General features: G+C 63.1%; 21 protein-coding genes and 1 tRNA gene. 20 read left to right on the forward strand and 2 right to left on the reverse strand.

Features of this window, described 5'->3' with window-relative positions:
• From NN5_RS11065 to NN5_RS11080, 4 genes are all read left to right on the forward strand, one after another.
• On the forward strand, positions 1–445 hold a 445-nt coding region (locus NN5_RS11065), incomplete at its 5' end, for a Ros/MucR family transcriptional regulator (protein ID WP_157081106.1).
• 52 nt (positions 446–497) lie between these two features.
• Complete coding sequence (locus tag NN5_RS11070) at positions 498–773, forward strand: HU family DNA-binding protein (RefSeq protein WP_013833533.1); 276 nt, start codon at positions 498–500, stop codon at positions 771–773.
• A 423-nt stretch (positions 774–1,196) separates the two neighbouring features.
• Complete coding sequence (xisR, locus tag NN5_RS11075; RefSeq protein WP_013833534.1) at positions 1,197–1,409, forward strand: excisionase family protein; 213 nt, start codon at positions 1,197–1,199, stop codon at positions 1,407–1,409.
• A complete protein-coding gene (locus NN5_RS11080; protein ID WP_013833535.1) occupies positions 1,379–2,539 on the forward strand; it encodes a tyrosine-type recombinase/integrase in 1,161 nt (386 codons plus the stop codon). The genes xisR and NN5_RS11080 overlap by 31 nt, the downstream gene beginning before the upstream one ends.
• 49 nt (positions 2,540–2,588) lie before the next feature.
• On the opposite strand, the gene NN5_RS11085 is transcribed toward NN5_RS11080, so the two are convergent.
• Positions 2,589–2,663, reverse strand: a tRNA-Glu gene (locus NN5_RS11085).
• Positions 2,664–3,360: 697 nt separating this feature from the next.
• Here NN5_RS11085 and NN5_RS25825 point away from each other — a divergent pair.
• The 11 genes from NN5_RS25825 to NN5_RS11140 all read left to right on the forward strand — a co-directional run bounded on the left by NN5_RS25825 (position 3,361) and on the right by NN5_RS11140 (position 11,354).
• Positions 3,361–3,705, forward strand: a complete 345-nt coding sequence (locus tag NN5_RS25825; RefSeq protein ID WP_157081107.1) for a winged helix DNA-binding protein — start codon at positions 3,361–3,363, stop codon at positions 3,703–3,705.
• Positions 3,706–3,889: 184 nt separating this feature from the next.
• On the forward strand, positions 3,890–4,870 hold the full coding sequence (locus NN5_RS11095; RefSeq protein WP_021688198.1) for a DUF7146 domain-containing protein: 981 nt from the start codon (positions 3,890–3,892) through the stop codon (positions 4,868–4,870).
• A gap of 36 nt (positions 4,871–4,906) precedes the next feature.
• On the forward strand, positions 4,907–6,544 hold the full coding sequence (locus NN5_RS11100) for a PRTRC system ParB family protein (protein WP_021688197.1): 1,638 nt from the start codon (positions 4,907–4,909) through the stop codon (positions 6,542–6,544).
• Positions 6,545–6,581: 37 nt separating this feature from the next.
• Positions 6,582–7,019 (forward strand): PRTRC system protein E, encoded by a 438-nt coding sequence (locus tag NN5_RS11105; RefSeq protein WP_013846913.1) that lies wholly within the window; start codon positions 6,582–6,584, stop codon positions 7,017–7,019.
• Positions 7,020–7,068: 49 nt separating this feature from the next.
• Positions 7,069–7,275: a PRTRC system protein C gene (locus NN5_RS11110; protein ID WP_013846912.1), complete on the forward strand. Its 207-nt coding sequence runs from the start codon at positions 7,069–7,071 to the stop codon at positions 7,273–7,275.
• Between the two features lie 219 nt (positions 7,276–7,494).
• Entirely contained in the window at positions 7,495–8,442 is a 948-nt protein-coding gene (locus NN5_RS11115) for a hypothetical protein (RefSeq protein WP_021688196.1), read from the forward strand.
• An 8-nt stretch (positions 8,443–8,450) separates the two neighbouring features.
• Positions 8,451–9,281, forward strand: a complete 831-nt coding sequence (locus NN5_RS11120) for a PRTRC system protein B (protein WP_021688195.1) — start codon at positions 8,451–8,453, stop codon at positions 9,279–9,281.
• The gene (locus tag NN5_RS11125) at positions 9,278–9,937 is read left to right on the forward strand and encodes a PRTRC system protein A (RefSeq protein WP_021688194.1); all 660 of its coding nucleotides are present in this window, start codon (positions 9,278–9,280) and stop codon (positions 9,935–9,937) included. The genes NN5_RS11120 and NN5_RS11125 overlap by 4 nt, the downstream gene beginning before the upstream one ends.
• Positions 9,927–10,685, forward strand: a complete 759-nt coding sequence (locus NN5_RS11130) for a PRTRC system ThiF family protein (RefSeq protein WP_021688193.1) — start codon at positions 9,927–9,929, stop codon at positions 10,683–10,685. Before NN5_RS11125 ends, NN5_RS11130 begins: the two co-directional genes overlap by 11 nt.
• A gap of 112 nt (positions 10,686–10,797) precedes the next feature.
• Positions 10,798–11,073 carry a hypothetical protein gene (locus NN5_RS11135; protein ID WP_013846907.1) on the forward strand — a complete coding sequence of 92 codons (276 nt, stop codon included), beginning with the start codon at positions 10,798–10,800 and terminating at the stop codon, positions 11,071–11,073.
• Positions 11,070–11,354: a hypothetical protein gene (locus NN5_RS11140; RefSeq protein WP_021688191.1), complete on the forward strand. Its 285-nt coding sequence runs from the start codon at positions 11,070–11,072 to the stop codon at positions 11,352–11,354. Before NN5_RS11135 ends, NN5_RS11140 begins: the two co-directional genes overlap by 4 nt.
• A 99-nt stretch (positions 11,355–11,453) precedes the next feature.
• Here NN5_RS11140 and NN5_RS26875 read toward each other — a convergent pair whose 3' ends face one another.
• Positions 11,454–11,648: a hypothetical protein gene (locus NN5_RS26875; RefSeq protein ID WP_226949048.1), complete on the reverse strand. Its 195-nt coding sequence runs from the start codon at positions 11,646–11,648 to the stop codon at positions 11,454–11,456.
• A 254-nt stretch (positions 11,649–11,902) separates the two neighbouring features.
• Here NN5_RS26875 and NN5_RS11150 point away from each other — a divergent pair, with 254 nt between their 5' ends.
• The 5 genes from NN5_RS11150 to NN5_RS11170 all read left to right on the forward strand — a co-directional run bounded on the left by NN5_RS11150 (position 11,903) and on the right by NN5_RS11170 (position 20,140).
• Positions 11,903–13,141, forward strand: a complete 1,239-nt coding sequence (locus NN5_RS11150) for a hypothetical protein (RefSeq protein ID WP_021688189.1) — start codon at positions 11,903–11,905, stop codon at positions 13,139–13,141.
• Between the two features lie 120 nt (positions 13,142–13,261).
• Positions 13,262–18,433 carry a helicase-like domain-containing protein gene (locus NN5_RS11155; protein ID WP_030090518.1) on the forward strand — a complete coding sequence of 1,724 codons (5,172 nt, stop codon included), beginning with the start codon at positions 13,262–13,264 and terminating at the stop codon, positions 18,431–18,433.
• 227 nt (positions 18,434–18,660) lie between these two features.
• Positions 18,661–18,939, forward strand: coding sequence for a type II toxin-antitoxin system TacA family antitoxin (locus tag NN5_RS11160; protein WP_030090519.1), 279 nt, complete (start codon positions 18,661–18,663; stop codon positions 18,937–18,939).
• Complete coding sequence (locus NN5_RS11165; protein ID WP_030090520.1) at positions 18,936–19,463, forward strand: hypothetical protein; 528 nt, start codon at positions 18,936–18,938, stop codon at positions 19,461–19,463. The genes NN5_RS11160 and NN5_RS11165 overlap by 4 nt, the downstream gene beginning before the upstream one ends.
• Before the next feature lie 335 nt (positions 19,464–19,798).
• On the forward strand, positions 19,799–20,140 hold the full coding sequence (locus NN5_RS11170; protein WP_021688185.1) for a sigma factor-like helix-turn-helix DNA-binding protein: 342 nt from the start codon (positions 19,799–19,801) through the stop codon (positions 20,138–20,140).
• Positions 20,141–20,434 lie beyond the last annotated feature (294 nt).

Consider the following 20,434-nt stretch of genomic DNA (forward strand, 5'->3'; position numbering starts at 1 on the left):
AACAGCCGATATCGTTTCCGCGCATGTTTCCAACAATAATTTGTCTATTGCCGATGTGCCGGCGTTGATTGTCAACGTTCATGCCTCGCTTGCTGGACTGGGTGCCGCGGATGAACCTGCAGCGGCTGAACAGGAGCCAGCGGTTTCGATCAGGCGATCGGTCAAGCCGGACTACATTGTCTGCCTCGAGGACGGCAAGAAACTGAAGATGCTCAAGCGCCATCTGATGACGCATTACCAGCTGACGCCTGACCAGTACCGCGCCAAGTGGAACCTGCCGACCGACTATCCCATGGTCGCGCCCGACTATGCCGAGCGGCGGCGCGCGCTGGCGAAGAAGATCGGCCTTGGCCGCAAGCCGGGTAAGGTTGCAGCGAAAGCACCGCCCGCGCCGATGGCGAAGGCACCCCGCAAGAAACTATCCGCTACTCCTTTTCAAGGCTGAGGAACGCTCGTCATTCCTGGGCCTCTGGATCACCACCGACTGGAGAAATTTGATGAACAATGCCGAACTCGCCGAACTGGTCGCCACCGCCAACGATCTTACCAAGGCGGATGCCCGCAAGATCGTCGATTCCGTGTTTGTCTCGATCGGCGAAGCCGCGGCGCGTGGTGAAGAGGTCGCTTTGAATGCGTTCGGGAAGTTCAAGGTGAAGCATACTCCGGCACGCGAAGGCCGTAACCCGGCCAATGGCGAGACAATAATGATCGCGGCCTCCAGGAAGCTGACCTTCTCGGCAGCGAAGGCGGTGAAGGACAAACTTAACGGATGATCCTTCGCACCGACTCTTGACCTTCGGCAACCGTCGTCGCGCAAGCAGCCTCCCGTCCCCGACGGGGGGCTGTCGTCATTTACGATTTCTATCGTCGCTGGCGCAATTTCCATTCTCGTAACGAGTTCGCCATCATAACGGCTGCGGCAATCGAGTGCGGCAAATCGTCCTTCACGCGGTCTGCCGATTTCCATATCATCAAAGTGCTTCATGGCCGTTCGGCAGGGTTTCGGAAGGAAACCTGTCGGTGCAACTGTCCGGCCAAATTTCTCCACATCGGTCGCCGCTTGCCAGTTCCATGGCCAATTTTTGGTCGCGGAACGCGGTTCCCGGATACGGGCTTTGTCTTGGTCCCGACCCCACGGAGGGAGGGGGAAAAGACATAGCGGCACGCTTCGGGTGTCTTCCTGGCGCGCCATCATCATGACCGCAGAGACTGGCGTCGTTCATGCCCGCTATGTTCGCATCAAGAAGTTCGCGGAATTGACCGGCTACACGGAGAAGGCGATCTACCACAAGATCGAGAACGGCACCTGGCTTCAGGGCCGTCACTATCGCCGTGCGCCCGACGGCCATATCTGCATAGACATGGAAGGATTCTACCGATGGGTAGAAGGGGCCGCGGGTCCGGTGTAGAGCCGTTGAAATCCTGCATACGCGTTACATTCGTCTGGCTTGGCAGGCGCTGCCGGGAAACGCTCGACCTTCAGCCTACGCCCGCCAACATCAAGGCCGCAGAGCGGTTGATGGCGAAGGTGTTCCAGGAGATCGAACTCGGGGTCTTCGACTACGAAACCACATTCCCGAAATCTGCTCAGACGGCCGGGGTGCGGGGGTTCACGACCATTGCCAGGGAGTGGCTCGAAACCGTGACGGCGGAAAAATCGACCATGCAAGGCTACACGGCGGCAATCGAGAAGATTTGGGGGCCGGCATTCGGCGAGCGCCAGTTGGCCAGCATCAAGCCCAGCGAGATCAAGCGAGAAATCGCCAAGCTGGCCAAGCGTGTCAGCGGAAAGACCGTCAACAACAACCTTATTCCTTTGCGCGCCATTTTTGCCACTGCGGTCGACGATGGGATTATCGACCGATCTCCCCTCGAGCGGATTCGTAACCTCAGCCATCAGGCGCCGATGCCCGATCCATTCGACCGCGAGGAGATGGAGCGGATCCTTGTCTACCTACGCGACTACTTCGACCAGCAAGTCTGGAACTGGTACGAATTCGCCTTCGGAACGGGTATGCGACCGAGTGAACAGATAGTCGTCCAGTGGAGCGACATCGACTGGAAACGCCGGACCATCCGCGTTCAGCGAGCCCGCGTACGTCACGTCCTCAAGTCGACCAAGACCCGAAGCGCTCGAGATGTCGATCTCACCAGCCGTATGATCGCCGTGCTCCAACGGCAGAAAGTACACAGCTTCATGCGGGGTGCGGATACACCGGTCTTCATCAATCCGGTGACGAACACGCCGTGGCCGGACGTACAGGATCAGCGCAAACTTTATTTTCATCCCGCCCTGCGGGCATTGGGCATCCGGAGCCGCGATGCCTATCAGACGCGTCATACTTACGCGACGACGGCGCTCATGGCGGGCGTGAACCCTGCCTACATCTCACGGCAATTAGGTCATCGCAGCGCGGCCATGCTGTTCAAGCATTATTCGAAGTGGATCGACGGTGCTGACGGCGGGCGAGAAGCAGCGAAACTCGAGGTTCTCTACAGCAGCGATGAAGGTGGCTCGGCAAGGGCCGAACAGGCGTAAGCCGCGCCGAATTGGGTGTCGCTGCCGGTGGTATTGCGACGTGCTTTGGTGGTGACCCCTACGAGAATCGAACTCGTGTTTCAGCCGTGAGAGGGCCGCGTCCTAACCGCTAGACGAAGGGGCCAAATGCCGCAAAATTCTATTGCAAAAAACGCAATACTCCCACGACGCTCCCACGGAGCAAGTACATATGCAGCGAAATCAGCCACATAAGTGGTGACCCCTACGGGACTCGAACCGGGCCTTCGGGGTAATACAGGGTAACGCAGGGGAAGCAAGCCCTTGATTTGCGGTGCGCCAATTGCCCTCCACTCCCCTCCATTACCCTAAATGTGCCACGAAATGTGCCACGGTAATGCTGCTGGATGGGTTCCTCACGCTTCTTGCCTTTCAGGCGCAGACCGCACGCTAATGTGTCGACTTTGGCTTCGCGTTCGCTTCACGATCCGCCAGTTGCCCGCGCGTCGATGCTGGGCAGGCAATGTGGGAATATCCCGCAATGTTAACCAATTCGGTATCGAAATTCCCCTCCAAAAGGCACCTTGCCGGACAGGAGGATTCGAGCATCATGCCTGTTGGACTACTTTGTTCAGGATAGCGGGGGGCAACCAGACGTTGGGGCATCGGCACGGTTCGCCATGATGCTACCCAAATGGGATGGAGAGCAAATGCCCATGCGACACGATGCCCGAATTGACCCCATGCTGGACGACACAGGCCGTCCGGCTGTTTTCGCACCTCTATGCAGGTCGATCATTAGCGCAAGAGCGGCGTCGGCCACCATGTTCGGCTCTCTCTGCGCCGACCCAGGATGCGAAATGTTGCTCGATCTCTACTGGCGCGACAGCCAGGGATTGAAGACTTCTCTGACCAGCTTCTGCCTCGCGTCGAAAGCATCGGAGATGACCGGTCGGCGATGCCTTGGCGAGATGGAGGCGCAAGGCATAGTCGAGCGCTTCCCTGATCCCTTCGATAAACGCCGGATATATGTCCAGCTGACCGCCGCCGGGCGGGATAAGATGGATGCGTGTTTCCAGACCTTGCTGTCCGGATATGCGCAAACCTGTCACGACTGCGCCCGCAAATGCGGCGACGTTCCAGACGGGACCCGGCAGGAAGTCCCGTTCTGCATTGCGATAGACGGCGTCCGGCGGTTCCGACGGTAGAAGTTCAGCGTCGGTATCAGTGGTCAGCAAATAGGCCAGCGTAGCGTGCAGCACTGCGCCGGTGAAACGGGGACGCGCTGCCCGTTGATCCGACCTGAGATCACATTGGCAGCGAGCGTCGGCCGCGGCCTGAAGAGAAGGAGGAGTGGGGCGAGGGAGTTTTCCCTATGCTGGAGTTCCTCCCATGGCCCTGTCGCGCACGAGCGCCGATCCTCGTCTCCATGCCGCTGCCGCCAGCATCGTCAAATCACTCGGTGGAACATGGAAGCCATCGGGCGCGATGTGCCGTTGCCCGGCGCATGACGACCATCGCCCGAGCCTTTCGGTCCGGGTCGGCGAGCATAGCATATTGTTCAAATGCTTTGCCGGCTGTTCCACGATCGATGTCATTCGCGCGCTGCGCAGCGACAGGCGCCCTATACCGACGGCCGATGCTGAAACGGAATTCGCACGCGCGGATGGCAGCGAGCGACGGTTGGCCGGCCGGATCCGTTCGCTCTGGAAGGAAGCGCGTGCCGTTACCGATACGCCGGCGGGCGTCTATATGGCGACGCGTGGTTTCAACGAGCCGCATCCGGCGCTGCGCTACCATGATCATGTGCCGCTCGGCCGGGGCGCCGACGTCCGTTTCCGTCCGGCGCTGCTCGCCGCCGTTGAAGCCGACACCGGCGTCATAGCACTCGAACGGCTGTTCCTCGACCCCCGGACCGGATTGCCGGCCACTGATCTCGATCCGCCCAAACTGATGCTGGGTCGCCCGCACGGTGGCACCGTCCGTTTCGGGGCCGCCACCGATGTGCTGGGGCTGGCTGAGGGCTGGGAGACCGCCTGGTCCGCTCATTTGCTGCTCGGCATCCCTGTCTGGGCCGCGCTTGGTGCCGACCGCTTCCCCCTGGTCACTGTGCCTGAGCGGGTCGAACGCCTCTTCCTCCTTCACGACAACGACCTTTCCGGTCGGCGCGGCGCGGCGCGGGCGAAACAGGCGCATGCGCGAGACGGCCGGTCGATCGAGCCGCTGCCTCCACCGCCGGGCTTCAATGACTGGAACGACCTCTACCGGGCGAGGGGAAGGGGGAGGGAGATGGTTGCGGAATGCAGACTGATGATCAGCCGCGTCCCGCACATTCCGACACGCGCAGCGGCATGGGCGTCCAGCCAACCCTGAACGCGAGCCTGCTACAATCCACACAGGAGACGAGCCTTGACCTCGCTACAACCGAGCTATCCCTCCACGCTGCCGCTCGCCAGTATCGTGAAGGGCGACAATCCCCGCCGGTATTTCGACCGGAAGAAGCACGAGGAGATGGTGGCTTCCATCCGGCAGCGCGGCATACTCCAGCCCATATTGCTCCGGCCGAAGGACGACGTCTATGCCATCGTCGCCGGCGAGCGCCGGTACAGGGCAGGGCTGGAAGTCTATGGGCTCGACGGCGAAGTGCCGGTCATCATCCGCGTGATGACGGACCAGGAAGCGCTCGATGCCGCGATCGCCGAGAATGACGACCGTGACGATCCGTCGGAGACCGAGCAGGCCGATGCCGCCGTCCGCTACCTCGCGGCATGCAACGGCGACCGCGCCGAGGCCGCACGGCGACTGGCCTGGTCCCGCGCCAAGCTTGATCGCCGCCTGGCGCTCGCTGAACTCACCGACGCCGCTAAGACCGCCCTCGATGAGCGCCGGATCAAGGTTGGTCACGCCGAACTGCTCGCCGTCATCCCCAAGGACAAGCAGGACACGGCCCTCGACACGATCCTGCGCCTGAATCTTGACGTGAACGATACGCGCAAGGAACTGATGCGCATCACGCATAGCCTCGCGAGCGCCTGTTTCGACAAGACCGAGTGCGCCACCTGTCCGTTCAACTCGGCGGCGCAGCAAGTCCTTTTCGAAACCCATGTCGATGATGGCCATTGCACCAATCCGGGATGCTTCAAGCTCAAGACCGAAGCCGCCGAGGTGATCCGTTTCGAGGAAAAGGAGCGCGCCGCGAAGGCGGCCAGGAGAGCGATGCCTCCTGCTGCCGATGATGCCGACGCTGATGCGCAGGACGATGTCACCGTCGAACCCGCGCCATCGATGGATCTCCAGCCGCAGCCGGAACGCGGCGCCATATCATCCAGTGCTGTCGAAAACCGCGAGCCTCCCCCGCCACGCACTGCCGAGACCGTGCCGGCCGCGTCGACGGCGCATAAGCCGACCGTCACGGCCAGGTCGATCGCGACCCGAACCGCCGAGCTTCGCGAGGCGACATGGCGAACCGCGCTTGCCCGTGCGCTCGCGGGCAATGCTGTCCACGCCCGGACCACGATCCTTGTGGCGGCGATGTCGGGCACGCTTTCGCAGATCAAGCCCGACACGCTGACGTCCCGCGCTGGCATCCTCGTCGGCGCCTCGTTCCCGGACCTCGACTTCAAGGGCAAGATCGCGGAAATCCGGGCGCTTGCCGATGCGCGGGCCGCCAATGTGCTGGCCGTCATCGGCGGCGCTTACGCCAAGGATGTGCTCAGCTTCGATCATGTCGCGGACCTTGCGAGAGTGTTCGAGGTCGACTTGCGCGAGACGTGGCAGGTCGATCAGACCTTTCTCGAGCGCTACACAAAGGAAGAGCTCAAGTTCATCGCCCAGGAATGCGGCCTGATCGCGCATGTCGGCGAGAAACGGTTCGCCAAGCTGCTCGCATCGAAAAAGACCGAGCTTGTCACCAGCATGCTCAATCGCATCGGGTTCGATTGGGCGGGACGTCTGCCGGGCTGCATGACGCTCGATGGCGCCTATGGACCGCCCCCGGATCGTGCTGCCCAGCCGGCCGACGCTCCCATCTCGCAAATCGCCGCCTGACCGACACCCTCACCCTTCCAGACAAGGACCAACGCCCATGTTGATTGCCAACCTGCTGCCGCTTCTCGCCAACTATTCGCTCGGTTTCGATCTTGTCGCCGGCCCCGACGATACCGTCACGCTGACCGTCATTCCCCGCAAGGCGGAAGGCGCGAAGCACGGTCTCGAATCCGGCGAGACCCGCCCGATCTCGATCACCGCAACCGCCGTGGAGATCGATGCGGAACTTGGCCGTGGATCGGACGGCGCACTCGGCCAGCTCATCGCTACGCGCAAGACCCTTGCCGACCAGATCGCCGATCAGCGCCAGGCGGCCGAGGACGCAAGGATCGCCGCAGCGGAGGCCGCGAAGGCCAAGGCCGCCACGAAGGCCGCGACAGCAAAGACGACGGTGCCTGTGAGTCCTCCGAAGCTCCAGCACGCGGTCACCCCGCCGGTCGACGCCAAACCGGACCAACCCGCCACCTTGTTCTGACCGGACTCCGCTCAAATCTCGCCACGACCCAAGCCGGGAGTTTTACCTCATGCAGATCAACCATCTCACCCGCGCGTACCGCTATGACGGCATCGACCTTCCGGTTCCGCCGCATCTCGCCAACGATCCCGACGGTCTGCGTGCCTACCATGCCACGCTCTACCCCGCGGTTCTCAACGCCGAGATGGTCGACGCCGGCGTGTCGGGCGGCGCTCACGTCACCGAATACCGGCGCGCCGTCGGCACCAAGGGCTGACCGTGGCGCGCGGCAGCAGCGCGGCGATCCCGTCCGCAGTTCGTAAAACGCTCATCGAATGGATCGAGCCCGGCAATGGCGACACATCCGAATTCACCCAGCCAATCTGCAGCGAGCAAACCCAGGCGCTCCACGCGTGCATCCTTCTCGCGTCCGGGGACGGCGGGAGCAAGGCTCCCAGGCCGCTCCCGCCGCCACCGGGCCTGCGCCTTCCACCCCTTGGCTGACCTCGCGGGGCGGGCCGTTGCACTGTCCGGCGACATTCCCGCCCTCTTCGATGCTCCACTGGCGTCCCATCACAAGCTGATAGGCCGCTGGGCCACGTCTCGGGAAACGACGGCTAAACGCTATACTCGCGACCAGGCGCGCCAGCGCATCGAACGACTGTTCGACAAGGCGGTGCTCGACATTCTGGGCTCCGTCGAATTCGCGGACTTCAGGGTCGCGGTTCTTCACGGGAACGAAGGTTATCCGCCGGCTATCGCGGTGATCTGCGACAGCATGGGGCAACTCGACCTCGGATGGATCGAAGACAGCGATGCGCCCATTCCCTGGCGCGCCGCAGCCTACAAGGCCCTCGACGATATGCTGGGCCGCGCCCTTCCGATCTTCGGCTACCAGGACCTCTTCGATGAAATCTCTATGTACTATTGGGACGGCGCGACCGATGATGAAACCGCGCGGCAGTGGATCGTCGAATATCAGGGCATGGATCCTGACGATATCGAGGAACTCACTCTGCCATCCAACATGGAGTCTCGCCGGCCCGATTGGATGATCGCGGCAAACGCGGGGGCATCGGCGGAACTTCCGAACGGCTTACACCGGAAACTGGAGGAACTCCGCAAGGCGTACGCCGCTCTCGGGAAACTCCGACCGGAGCGCAGCGCCTGGCAATTCGATATCGAGATTGCCCAAGAGTATCTCCCCGGCATCGAGGAATGCTCGACATTGCCCCCGCTGACGCTCGTTCCGGTCGAGCAGTTCGCACGCGAGGTCGATGACGTCGGACGCCACGGGATGGAATACGGCTTCATGGACATCGCCGGCTTCTGCCCTTTGCCAGATTCAGTCCCGATCGACGACTGGTTCGCGTCCTTGCGTGTCGGCGCGCGGTTCCTGCTCGCCGCGCAGGACCTGATCCAGCTCGATCCAGCCAACCTTTGAGGTTCCTTATGTCCGACCACCGCACCCAGTTCGAAGCGACCGCCGGCGGCCTCGCGCTGACCAACGCCATTCTCCTTTACCGCAGCCAGCCGATCCGCAACGCCAGTCCCTATGCCACCGCTCGCGCGGGCGCCGCCGCATTCGCCAGCATCCATGCGATCGAGCATGACGATGAGGGAAAGCCGATCATCGGCGCGGGCACATCGCTGTCGCGCGCGCATCTGCGTCAATGGACCGAGGCCCTGGGCCGGACCGTTCTTCCCGAATTCCTGCCTGACAATGTGCTGGTCGCTCATCCCGACATGCTCGCATGGTGGATCCCGACCCAGGTTCGCCCGGCCTATTTCGCTCTCACGGATCCGCCCGCCGGCCTGCAGGTGCTCGCCGCGCGAACCACTATGCCGGTCCCGTATCCGCCGCATCTGTTCATCGCGACCCGATCGGGGTTCGGCGTTTACGCCTTGCCGGCAAACGAACGCCCCGGCATCGATACCCCGGTGCTGCACTCGCCGGTGCTCAATGTCTATCTCGACGGGCAACTTTGCTGGGGCAACATTCCGAAGCCAAAAACGCTGACGACAGCCTCCATCCCGGAATTCGAGCGCGGGGTGTTCGATAGCTGGTCCACCCACCCCAATCCCGGACAGGAACTGACCATCACCGGCAAAGGTGGTCTGGTTCGGCTCTGGGACGACCTCGCCGCGCGCAAGGCGAAGCGCTTTCCGGTCAGGCGTCTCAGGCCATTCGATCCCGGTCGGACACGACAGGCCTCCCGGCGAGCAACCCGGACCGATCAGATGACTCTCGGAAAGCTCCTTGCGAGAGGGGCGAACCAATGACCGTGCTTGCTGACGATCCCACTGCGGCCGCGGTCCTTGCCGCCGTGCCCTGTTATCCGGTCCCGCCACAGGGACGCTCGCCCGCCCTCGCTATGCTGCGCGCCGCCCGCGCCGGACGCGGCCTTGCGATCGGGATAGACGGCGTCATGCTCATCCTGCGCCGGCCCTGGCTGGAACTGGATTTCCCGATCACGCCGCCGCTTTCCCTCCATATGCCCTATGGCAGCACGGGCGCCTGTCGCGCCGAACTGCGCTGCGGGCTCATTCCACGCGAGCATCTCGATCATATTCTCGATCATTTTCGCGCAGCCTTGCCCAATGAAGCCGCGGCGTTCGTCCTCTGGAACGAAGCGACCCGGGAATTCGCGGTGGACCTTCCTGTCATCGACGAAGCCACACCCTCGCGCCTCGTCTATCGCACGCCGATTCCGCAGCCCGATTGGCATGTTGTCTGCGATTTTCACAGCCACGGGGTCGGTCCCGCCTTCTTCAGCACCACCGACGATGCCGATGACGCCCATGCGACGAAGATCGCGATCGTCGTCGGCCGGCTCGACGATCCCTGTGGTCCGGCGATGCTCGCGCGCCTTTGCGCCGACGGCATGTTCCTGCCGTTACCACGGAGCCCGTTTTCAGGAGACCGTCATGCCGACTGACCTCACGGATCGTCATTATCTGCCCGCCGGGTTCGATAATCGCACGATCAACATCCTGCTGGTCGGTTGCGGCGGAAACGGCGGGCAGATGCTGATGGGACTCGCCTCGCTCGACACCGCGCTGCGCGCGATCTCCTCGCGATCGCTGCATGTCGTCGTGATTGACGACGACATCGTGACCGAAGCCAATCTCGGCAGGCAGCCATATTACCGGGGCGACGTCGGCAGTTCCAAGGCCCGCACGCTCACCGAACGGATCAACCTCGCACACGGCCTGGCCTGGCAGGCAGTGCACGGCCGCGCCCCTGAAGCCATTAGTATGGATGGCGCCGACATCGTCATCACCTGTGTCGACACGGCATCGGCCCGCCGCGCGATCGGTGCCGCGCTCGCCGAATGCGGGACCGTTCCCGCCTATTGGATGGATCTCGGCAATCGCGCGAGCGACGGGCAATATCTCATAGGCTCCCCGGAGCACTGTTCCAACAAGCACCGCCATCGCCTGCCGACCGTGCTTGAATATTTCCCCGAACTCGCCGACGAAAACCTGCCCGACGACGATGCCCCTTCCTGCTCGGTCGCCGAAGCGCTCGAACGCCAGTCGCTGTTCGTCAACCGCGTCGTTGCGAGCCATGCCCTGGCGTTGTTGTTCGACCTTCTCGGACGCGGCTCCATCGGTCACGCCGGCGCATTCCTCAACCTCGCCAGCGGTCAGGCCGTCCCGATCCCGTTGCCGCGCGGCGACTGAACCTACCCGCATCACCCCGTGTCAGTCGGCCTGCACCGGCCGGAACCGCACGCCAGTCCGGCGGAGCGGCGGGAGAATCGCGCCTTCGCAAATTCACACAAGGAGACCAAACATGGCGTCACTTTCCCAGAGGGGCTGGACCCTTCATTATACCATTGGCCGGGTGCTGGCCGCCAAGGTCAGGCCGGGGGATATCGTCCCCATGCCGGGTGGGGCCAACGATTTGATGGTGCTCGGCGGACGCGCCCCGCAGCGTGCCAACGACCGCGGCAGCGTGTTCGTGCGCGATCCCCTCGCTGAGACCAGTGATTGCATGGAAATGCCGCTCCGGGCGCTCGGAATGGTTTGGATCAGCGACGCCGGTGGCTGGTCGGAGCTCCCGGCATGAGAGGGTTTCACGTCCATGTCTATACGACGATCAGGGTCAAGGTCGCGGTGACCGCCGAGGATCATGCGGGCGCGATGTTGCGGGCTGACGCGATCGTCGGACGCGGGATATTCCCCGTTCGTCTCCTTCCGAACGCCGCTGGTGTGCTGGAGGCGGAGCCGGCTGAAGAGGTCACCGGCTATCTGGTCGATGAAACCGACGATCCCGAATTCGAGAACAGCTGCTCTTACGATGCCGAATACCGGCCTTGCGGCGCGGGCGACAGTCCGGGCTGCGCCTAGAAAGGGGGAGAGGGAACAGGGGAGGGTGCTCCGCATGATGGAGCAGTCTGGAGAATCCCCATGCAAATCGAACTACGGCGTATCTCCTACAGCGCCGCGCTATCGCAGGAAACCGCGGCTTTCTCGGCGGAAGTCTGGATCGAAGGCGAACTCGCCTTTCATGCCCGAAACCAGGGAACGGGCGGAGCGGACTTCTATCACCAGGTTGGCCGGTGGACCGTGGCCGAGGTCGATGCCTGGCTCAAGGCCAACCGGCCGGTGCGCACCCTGGATGAAAATCTCGGCTGCGACCATGATCTCGAGATCGAGGTAGCCGACCTTCTCGCGCGCGAACTCGAGTCCCGGCGCCTAAAGCGCCTTTTACGCACTAACCTTCTCACAATCGAGAGTGGCCGGATATTGCAATATCCGCTCCGCAAGCGGTCGCCCGCGCCGTGCGCGCCACCAATCCCGCCGCGGTCATCGTCAACGACGCTGGCGACGAGGTGTTCGCGCGCGCGCTCGACCTGCTTCTCGCCAGCCGCTGACATTCCAGGCCGGAGATCGTCATGACCGACAGTTTCGATCCCGCCGATGCGGGATGCTGGATGGCGCGCGGCCGTCCGGCTCATCACGCCCATGCGTTGGCCGATGCCTGGCGCCGTTTCCCCGACCTGCCGAACGATGCGCCCCTCGACGCCCGCATGGCGCGTTCCCGCGAGCGGGTTCAGGCGCTTCGTCCCCTCAACGAAGCGATCGCCCAGGAAACCGAGCGCCAGCGCGTGGCCGCGAACTTTGCCTGCATCGAGCGCCAGATCGCCCAGGGCAGCACCGACAGCCGAAACCCCGCGATCCTCCATGGTCGTGACGTGCATGGCTATGGCTGGGATGCTGCCGTTGCCTACGCCGACGGACTCTACGCTGCCCGGGCGGGATGGGAATCCAGGCCGCCGTCACCGCCACGACTGGGTGATCCCGATGTCCGGCGACCTGCCTACCGCCAGGGATTTTTGGATGGCGGCGGCCAACCCGACGACATTTTCGACGTCGCCCGTCGAGCTTTCGCTGCCACACCCTCCGAGCCCAATCGCACCGAGAATGCGCAGCCGGGACGGCCGCTCCCCAGCGAGTGGTCGTACCCCACCGACGTCCCGGCACCGGCATCCTGGCATCGCCGCGTCCTTCTGCTCGGCGCGACTGAACTCGCGACGGGCACAATCGGCATCCTGGCCATGCTACGCGAACGATCCGGACACGAAGCTATCGCGCTTTATGCCGTCAGCGCCGAAACCGGGCTCCGCCCCTTTTCGCTCTCGTCCGGGCCCGCGCCGGCCGACGCGACGGTGACGCGCCAGGCTCTGCGCCAAGGCGACTATTCCGATATTCTCGTCGTCGTGGACCCCACTGAACTCGAACGGCTCGATGCGGACGCCGATATCCTCCCGCTCGCACGAACGATGGAGCGCACGCGCAATTCGGTGCTGCAACAGCGAGCCCAGTTCCGCCTCTGGCTCGCACGAGGCCGAGCGCCCGGCGATCAATTTGCCGCCGGACATATCCGATGGTCCAGGATGGCCGCCGGGCTGTCGGGCCGCCTCGGGGATTTCACCGCGCGCTATGCCGGCCCGGCGCTGCCCCGCGGCCATCGTATAGTCGTTGAGGACATAAGCGGCAGGTTGGCGCTCGGATACCGCACGCCGCTCGGCCGCGAACTCCAGCCCGAGATCGTGATCGGCAACAAGGCGCATGCCCGAACCGCGATGGCCGATCTGCTGCGCCAATATGCCGCTTCGCTTCGCCTCGGATGACCTGAGGCCTGAGACGAGGTCAGATCCAGGGCTCCCCGTCACACCCTGATCTTCGACCAGCCTGACAAGCTTGTGGGCCGCCGCGCTGCGCCCGCGAACCCATCAAAAAGGAAGCATTCCATGCGAAACAGTGCATCCGCGCTGGCTCTCCAGCTATGCCTCGACTTCGATCAGCCGGTCAGGCCGCCCGACCCGGCGCCCGCTGTCGCGCCCGATGCAGCGATCATCTCCCAGCATTGCGAGCCTACGCTCTTCTCGCTGGCGCCGGCGGAGGTGCTTGCCGGTCAGCCCCCGGTCGAACCCATCGATTTCTCCTTCGCCGCCGGGCGGATGCTGGCGTCCTCGTGGAAGGGCCGCGCGCAAGACAATGTCGAGGCGATCCGGCTGCTGAACCTGCTGGACCGCGAACAACGAGGAGCAACGCCGGCCGAGCAGGAGGCCATCGCGAAGTTCATCGGCTTCGGCGCCTCCGAGCTTGCGAACAACATCTTCGCCGATCGCGCGGGCACATTCCGCGATGGCTGGGAGGAACTGGGGCACGGCCTTGCCGCCGAAACGACCGATGCCGAACTTCAGTCGCTCAAGCGCGCGACGCAATATGCTCACTATACGCCCGAATATATCGTCCGCGCCATGTGGGACGCCGCCCGCATCCTCGGCTTCACCGGGGGCCAGGTTCTGGAACCCGGATGCGGCAGCGGTCTCTTCATGGGGCTGCGGCCCGACTGGCTGGCCAGTGACACGCTGTTCGTCGGTATCGAGAACGATCCCGTCACCGCCCGCGTCGCGAGCGCGCTCTATCCGGGTCAGATCATCCGCTGCATCGATTTCGACAAGGCGTCGCTGCCGCGCGACTTCGACCTCGCTATCGGCAATCCCCCATTCTCGAACCTCAGCATCCAGAACAAGACCAGCCTCGGCCGGCTCGGGCTGTCGCTCCACGATTTCTTCATCGCGAAATCGCTGGAGCACCTTCGGCCGGGCGGCGTCGCCCTGTTCGTGACCTCGCGCTATTCGCTCGACAAGAGCGATCCCAAGGCCCGCGGCCATATCGACGGCATCGCGGATTTCCTGGGTGCGGTGCGCCTTCCCGGCCGGGCCATGCGGCAGGAAGCGGGCACCGACGTCGTCGTCGATATCCTGCTCTTCCGCAAGCGCGAGCCTGATCTCCTCCGGCCCGGACACAATTGGATCGATCTGGCCGATGTTCCCGATAGCGACGAGGGTGAGGGACCGCTGCGGATCAACCGCTATTTCCTCGACAATCCCGCTCATGTGCTTGGGGCTCATGAATGGAAAAGCGGCCAGTTCGGCATGGACTATACCTGCGCCGCCGAGCCGGGTGTCGACATCGGGCAAGCTCTCACGACCACCCTGTCGGCAATCGCATCCCGATACGAAGGCGCCTGCCGCCCCGTCCATCGCACGACGTCGCTGCGTGACCGGGTCGACGTGTCGCTCGACATTGAGATCGGGACCGCTGCCGATGAAGCCGAGTTCAAGGAAGGCAGCTATCTCGTTTCCGGCGGTGTCCTGCACCAGATCGTCGACGGGATGCCGGCCATCGTCGACGTCAAATCGGGGCGTGGCACCACTGGCCTGTTTGTCAAGCACGCGAGCATCATCAAGGCGCTGATCCCGATCCGCGATGCGGTGCGCGCGATCCTGCGGGCGCAGCTGAACGACCAGCCCTATGCCGCGTCCCAGGAAAAGCTGCTCACGCACTACAGGCAGTTCACCAGGAAGTACGGCCCGATCAACCGGACGATCACCAGCATCCGCACGGATCCCGACACCGGCGCCGAGAAGGAATATCAGCGTCGCCCGAACCTCCAGCCCTTCCTCGACGATCCCGACGTCTGGCTGGTCGCGTCGATCGAGGCCTATGACGAGGCGAGCGATACCGGCACGCCGGGCGCGATCTTCACCGAACGTGTCGTCAAGCCGCCGGTCGCCCATGAAATCCGCTCGGCGCAGGATGCGCTGGCGGTGTCGCTCCACGAGCGCGGCCGCGTCGATCTCCCGTTGATCGCCGGCCTGCTCGGCGTCGCGCAAGCCGAGGCGCTCGCGGACCTTGCCGACGATATCTATCTGGACCCCGTCCGCACCACGCCCCACTTCGACCACTGGGTCACCGCGGACGAGGCCCTTTCAGGCCCCGTGCGGACCAAGCTCGCCCTTGCCCGCGAGAAGGCCGAAACCGATCCGCGCTTTCATGCCGTCGCCATCGCGCTCGAAGCGGTCCAGCCGGTCGACCTCAAACCCAGCGAGATCACTGCGCGTCTCGGCGCGCCCTGGATTCCTACCAGGGTCATCGAAACCTTCGTCGTGGAAATCATGGAGGTCGAGACCACCATCTTTCATACCGTCGATATTGCGAGCTGGACTGTCGACAAGGCCCCGTTCGCGGGACATGTCAGTTCCACCTCGACCTGGGGCACGGCGCGCCGAGGCGCGGCCGACCTGCTCGAAGATGCCCTCAATTCTCATATCCCCAAGATCTACGATGTTCACCGCGAAGCTGACGGTTCGGAGCGCCGCGAGCTCAATGTCACCGACACCGAAGCCGCGAAAGAGAAGCTTGCGAAGATCAAGTCGACCTTCGAGACCTGGGTCTGGCAGGACAGCGAACGCGCTGATCGCCTGGTCCGCATCTACAACGACGCCTATAACAACCTCGTTCCCCGGACCTTCAACGGCAAGCATCTGACGCTGCCCGGCGCGTCGACCGCCATCCAGATGCGCGATCACCAGAAGCGCGTCGTCTGGCGGATCGTCGCCGCAGGCTCGACCTATGTCGCCCATAGCGTCGGCGCGGGCAAAACCTTCAGCCTGTGCGCCGCCGTGATGGAGCAACGCCGTCTCGGCCTTGCCAACAAGCCGATGATGGCGGTGCCCAATCATTGCCTCGCGCAGATCGCGCGTGAGTTCCTGATGCTCTATCCCACCGCGCGCATCCTGGTCGCCGACGACACGAACTTCATCAAGGAGAAGCGGCGGCGGTTCCTGGCCCGCGCGGCGACCGGCAACTGGGATGCGATCATCATCACCCATGATGCGTTCAAGTTCATCCCCACCCCGGCAGCCTTCGAAAAGCAGCTGATCGAAGACCAACTCGCCAGCTACGAGGGGCTGATCGCGGGCATCGACAATGACGATCGCGTCTCGCGCAAGCGGGTCGAGCGCCTCAAGGAGGGGCTCCAGCGGCGGCTTGAGAATCTGCAGTCCCGCAAGGACGACCTTGTCCATATCGGCGAGATCGGCATCGACCAGATCCTGGTCGACGAGGCCCAGCAGTTTCGCAAGCTCACCTTTGCGACCAATCTTGGCGACCTCAAGGGCGTCGACCCGGCCGGCTCGCAGCGGGCATGGGATCTGTTCGTCAAGGGTCGATACCTTGCCGGCATCAATCCCGGCCGCGAACTGATCCTGTCGTCGGGCACGCCCATTACCAACACGCTGGGCGAAATGTATACGCTGCAGCGCTTCATGCAGCCCGATGAGCTACAGGCCAAGGGCTTGCATGAGTTCGACGCCTGGGCCGCGAACTTCGGCGACACACGCACCGAACTCGAACTCCAGCCGAGCGGCAGCTACAAGCCGGTCACGCGCTTCTGCGAATTCGTCAACGTCGCCGACTTGATGGCGATGTATCGTAGCGTCGCCGACGTCGTGCTCAAGGACGATTTGCGCCAATATGTCCGGCTGCCCACCATCAAGGGCGGCAAGCGCAAGATCATCGTCGCCCAGTCCGGGGCGCCCTTCAAGGCCTATCAGAAGGTGCTCGCCGGACGCATCAAGGCGATCGAGAACCGCAGCGGGCGCCCCCAGAAGGGCGATGATATCCTCCTTTCGGTGATTACCGACGGGCGGCATTCGGCGATCGATCTCCGCTTCGTCGATCCCATGATGGGGAACGAGGAGGGCAACAAGCTCAATCTCCTGATCGAGAATGTCTACAGTATCTGGCGCGATACGAGCGGCAATCGCTACACCGATCCGGAAACCGGGCGACCTTATCCGCTGCCCGGCGCCGTGCAGATGATCTTCTCCGATCTCGGCACCGAGAACGCCATCGAGACACGCGGCTTCTCCGCCTATGTCTGGATCCGCGAGCAGCTGATCGAGATGGGCATACCGGCCGATCAGATCGCCTTCATGCAGCATTACAAGAAGAACAGCGCGAAGCAGCGCCTGTTCAACGACCTCAATCAGGGGCGCAAGCGCATCCTCATCGGGTCCACGCCCACCATGGGAACGGGCGTCAACGCGCAGCAACGCCTCAAGGCCCTGCATCATCTCGATGTTCCCTGGATACCCTCCGATATCGAGCAGCGCGAAGGCCGGATCGAGCGCCAGGGCAACCAGAACGACGAAATCGAGCTATACGGCTACGCGACCAGTGGCTCGATGGACGCGACCAACTGGCAGATGCTCGAAAGAAAAGCCCGCTTCATCAACATGGCGATGTCGGGTGATCGCTCCATTCGCCGGATCGAGGATGTCGGCTCCAACGTCAATCAGTTCGCGCTCGCAAAGGCGCTGGCGTCCGGCGACGATCGCCTGATGCGCAAGGCTGGGCTCGATGCCGAGGTCGCAAGGCTCGAGCGCCTGCGCGACGCGCATATCGACGACCAGTATAATATCCGCAGGACCATCAAGCGAACCGCGGACGCCATCATCGACGGCTCCAGTCTGATCGCGAAGCTGGAAGCCGATATCGCGCGCCGGGTTCTTCCGCGTCACGACGAGGTTCTGTTCGATTGCGGCGGCACCATGGTCACCGACCGCAAGGCCGCCGGCGAACGCATCCTGCGGCAGGCCTTCGAGTTGCGGCTGCACGGCGGCCGGGCACGCCAGTTGCTCGGCACCGTCAACGGCATCGATGTGGAGCTCTCAGGCTACGAGGCTGTCGACGATGATGGCGAGCGCGGTATCCGCACGTCCGTCGCGGCACTGCACCACGGCGAGCGCAATGCGTTCGAAGTATCCGACAGGACGCGATGGACCACGGCGTTGGGCCGGCTCGAATCCTCCATTCTCAATCTCGACGCTGATCTTGCGGCCGTCCAGGCCGATCTCGAAGCGAACGAGCGGCGCCTTCCGGCTTTCGAGGCGCGTCTCGGCCAGGAATTTCCCGATGCAGCCTTGCTGGAAGACAAGCTGCGGGAACTCGCGGAACTGGAGGCCGATCTGGCGACGACGAAGGGCGAATTCGAGCCGGGGAATGACGAGGACGCAACCTTGGCACCGCCTTTCGGCAACGAAAGTGCGGTTCCGCAAGCGGCATGACGGTCTCGACCATTGGACGGGACGATTCCGCGCGCACTCCTGGCGACGTTGGCAATGCGACAATAGCGGTCGTGTCGGTCGGCACCAGCTGCTTGAGCCATGGAAAGGGATTGAGATGGGCTCACCCTGGGCTGGCCAATTTCCATTGTGCGCTTTCAAGGCGTACATTCTTGACGGGGCACTATTCGATCATGTACTAATTGAAACTGTACAAACGGAGGCGTGCAATGCCGCGAGCTGTGGTGGAAGACAATAGGCGCATGAGCCTGCGCATACGACCGGAGCAAAAGGCTTTGCTCGCCCGGGCGGCGGCGCTCAGACATACCGATCTGACGACCTTTGTCACCGGTTCGGCGCTGCGCGAGGCCGAGAGCGTAATCGAAGAGGCGGAGCGGACCAAGCTGAGCGAACGGGACAGCCTGCTCGTTCTCGATCTGCTCGAAAATCCCCCTCCGGCGAATGCAAAATTGCGCGCTGCCATCGCCGCGATGCCCAAGCTCGCATGAGACTTCCGTCCTGGCACGAGGACGCGATCGCAAAAGCGCATGACCGAGCTTCCTTCGACTGCGGTGACAATGATCTGAACATCTTCTTGCGGCGCTATGCCCGGCAAAGCCATGAGCTGGGCGGGGCCAAGACGTTCCTTGCCGTCGACGACACCGACAACAAGACGATTCTCGGTTTCTACAGCATCGCTCCTGGCAGCATGGACCATGCCGACACGCCCGAACTTGCGAGGCGGGGCCTCGCCAGGCATGAAGTGCCCGGTTTCCGGCTCGCGCGGCTTGCAACCGATATTCGGGTGCAGGGGAACGGGCTTGGGGGGCAACTTCTTGGCGCCATCGGCCGCAGATGCATTCGCGTCGCGGCAGAAGTCGGCGGGGTGATGCTGATCATCGACGCCAAGAACGAGCGGGCTGCCGCATGGTATGCCAGCTATGGCGCCATAACACTGCACGACAAACCGCTGACCCTCATATTGCCTTTTGCGACACTTGAACGTGAATTGAGATCAGCGGGTCAATTGTAGGCGCCTGGTGCGCGATACACCGGTCAATTGCATTCGCGTTCGACGTGAATGCCGCATCGGGGCCATTCGTATGATGACATCCGAGCCGAGGCCCCGGAAATTTGAGATACGCCCCACGTTCGTTCACGAACCGGGAATACATGGCGCGGGCTTGACAGATAGGCGGCAAGCGATCCGTTCAGATCATTCGCTTAAAATGTCCGATGAGGAGGCGCTGTCCGCACAAGCCTCTGGTAAGAAAATTCCCAAGATAGTTTGCGATTTGAAAACAGTTGCACGTGCGGACATGTTATAGGCGACCTATGCTGCTGGCCTCTGGCACCTGGAGGTGAATCATGCGGCATTCGAACATCATCGCAGCCGGCCCGGAGCGGGATCGCGCGTTGGAAATGATGGAGCAGGTGCTGGCCATCATGGTCGCGCACCATGACGACGAAGGCGCGATCGCACTGCAGGCAATCATGGAAAGGACGATGGGCACGCACGCCGATCCGGAGCAGGACGGCGAGATATGGGATATGATCGAGACGCTGCCCCATTTCACCGAGCGCGTGCTCTATCTCCATCGGCTGAACGGCCTCACCATCAGCCAGATTGCTCGCAGGCTCGGGCTGAACCGGAAGGAGGTAGCGGAGCGGCTGTCCCTGGATTTGCAACTCGTTCGAGGCGCGCCGTAAACGCTTGGGCTTTCCGTCCGTCCTCGGTTTGGCGATGCGGCGGCACAGTCTCCTGCCGGTTTCAGAAAACCGCCATCCGCGTTCCCACTATCCGAAATCTTTTCCTGAAATCCATGTGAGGAAAGGGGAGATTGCCATCGCGACACTGGCTTACCCGGCCATTGCTCGACCAGGTTTCCAGGGGATGGCGGTCGCAAGGTAAAACCGCACGGAGATGCCGACAGCCTTTCGCGCAAGGTGGCCGCTCAGGGCGATGGCGAACATCGCGACGGCGAACGCGGCCGAGCAATCTCC

Source organism: Novosphingobium naphthalenivorans NBRC 102051 (assembly GCF_001590985.1).
GTDB classification, from domain to species: Bacteria; Pseudomonadota; Alphaproteobacteria; order Sphingomonadales; family Sphingomonadaceae; genus Novosphingobium; species Novosphingobium naphthalenivorans.

Excerpts from the sequence above, each read along its gene's own strand:
- NN5_RS11130 (WP_021688193.1), top strand. The coding sequence starts at position 9,927 with ATGCCGACTGACCTCACGGATCGTCATTATCTGCCCGCCGGGTTCGAT.
- NN5_RS11155 (WP_030090518.1), top strand. The coding sequence starts at position 13,262 with ATGCGAAACAGTGCATCCGCGCTGGCTCTCCAGCTATGCCTCGACTTC.
- NN5_RS11110 (WP_013846912.1), top strand. The coding sequence starts at position 7,069 with ATGCAGATCAACCATCTCACCCGCGCGTACCGCTATGACGGCATCGAC.
- xisR (WP_013833534.1), top strand. The coding sequence starts at position 1,197 with ATGACCGCAGAGACTGGCGTCGTTCATGCCCGCTATGTTCGCATCAAG.
- NN5_RS11080 (WP_013833535.1), top strand. The coding sequence starts at position 1,379 with ATGGGTAGAAGGGGCCGCGGGTCCGGTGTAGAGCCGTTGAAATCCTGC.
- NN5_RS11160 (WP_030090519.1), top strand. The coding sequence starts at position 18,661 with ATGCCGCGAGCTGTGGTGGAAGACAATAGGCGCATGAGCCTGCGCATA.
- NN5_RS11170 (WP_021688185.1), top strand. The coding sequence starts at position 19,799 with ATGCGGCATTCGAACATCATCGCAGCCGGCCCGGAGCGGGATCGCGCG.
- NN5_RS11140 (WP_021688191.1), top strand. The coding sequence starts at position 11,070 with ATGAGAGGGTTTCACGTCCATGTCTATACGACGATCAGGGTCAAGGTC.
- NN5_RS11125 (WP_021688194.1), top strand. The coding sequence starts at position 9,278 with ATGACCGTGCTTGCTGACGATCCCACTGCGGCCGCGGTCCTTGCCGCC.
- NN5_RS11105 (WP_013846913.1), top strand. The coding sequence starts at position 6,582 with ATGTTGATTGCCAACCTGCTGCCGCTTCTCGCCAACTATTCGCTCGGT.
- NN5_RS26875 (WP_226949048.1), bottom strand. The coding sequence starts at position 11,648 with ATGGTCGCAGCCGAGATTTTCATCCAGGGTGCGCACCGGCCGGTTGGC.
- NN5_RS11135 (WP_013846907.1), top strand. The coding sequence starts at position 10,798 with ATGGCGTCACTTTCCCAGAGGGGCTGGACCCTTCATTATACCATTGGC.
- NN5_RS11070 (WP_013833533.1), top strand. The coding sequence starts at position 498 with ATGAACAATGCCGAACTCGCCGAACTGGTCGCCACCGCCAACGATCTT.
- NN5_RS11095 (WP_021688198.1), top strand. The coding sequence starts at position 3,890 with ATGGCCCTGTCGCGCACGAGCGCCGATCCTCGTCTCCATGCCGCTGCC.
- NN5_RS11165 (WP_030090520.1), top strand. The coding sequence starts at position 18,936 with ATGAGACTTCCGTCCTGGCACGAGGACGCGATCGCAAAAGCGCATGAC.
- NN5_RS11150 (WP_021688189.1), top strand. The coding sequence starts at position 11,903 with ATGACCGACAGTTTCGATCCCGCCGATGCGGGATGCTGGATGGCGCGC.
- NN5_RS11120 (WP_021688195.1), top strand. The coding sequence starts at position 8,451 with ATGTCCGACCACCGCACCCAGTTCGAAGCGACCGCCGGCGGCCTCGCG.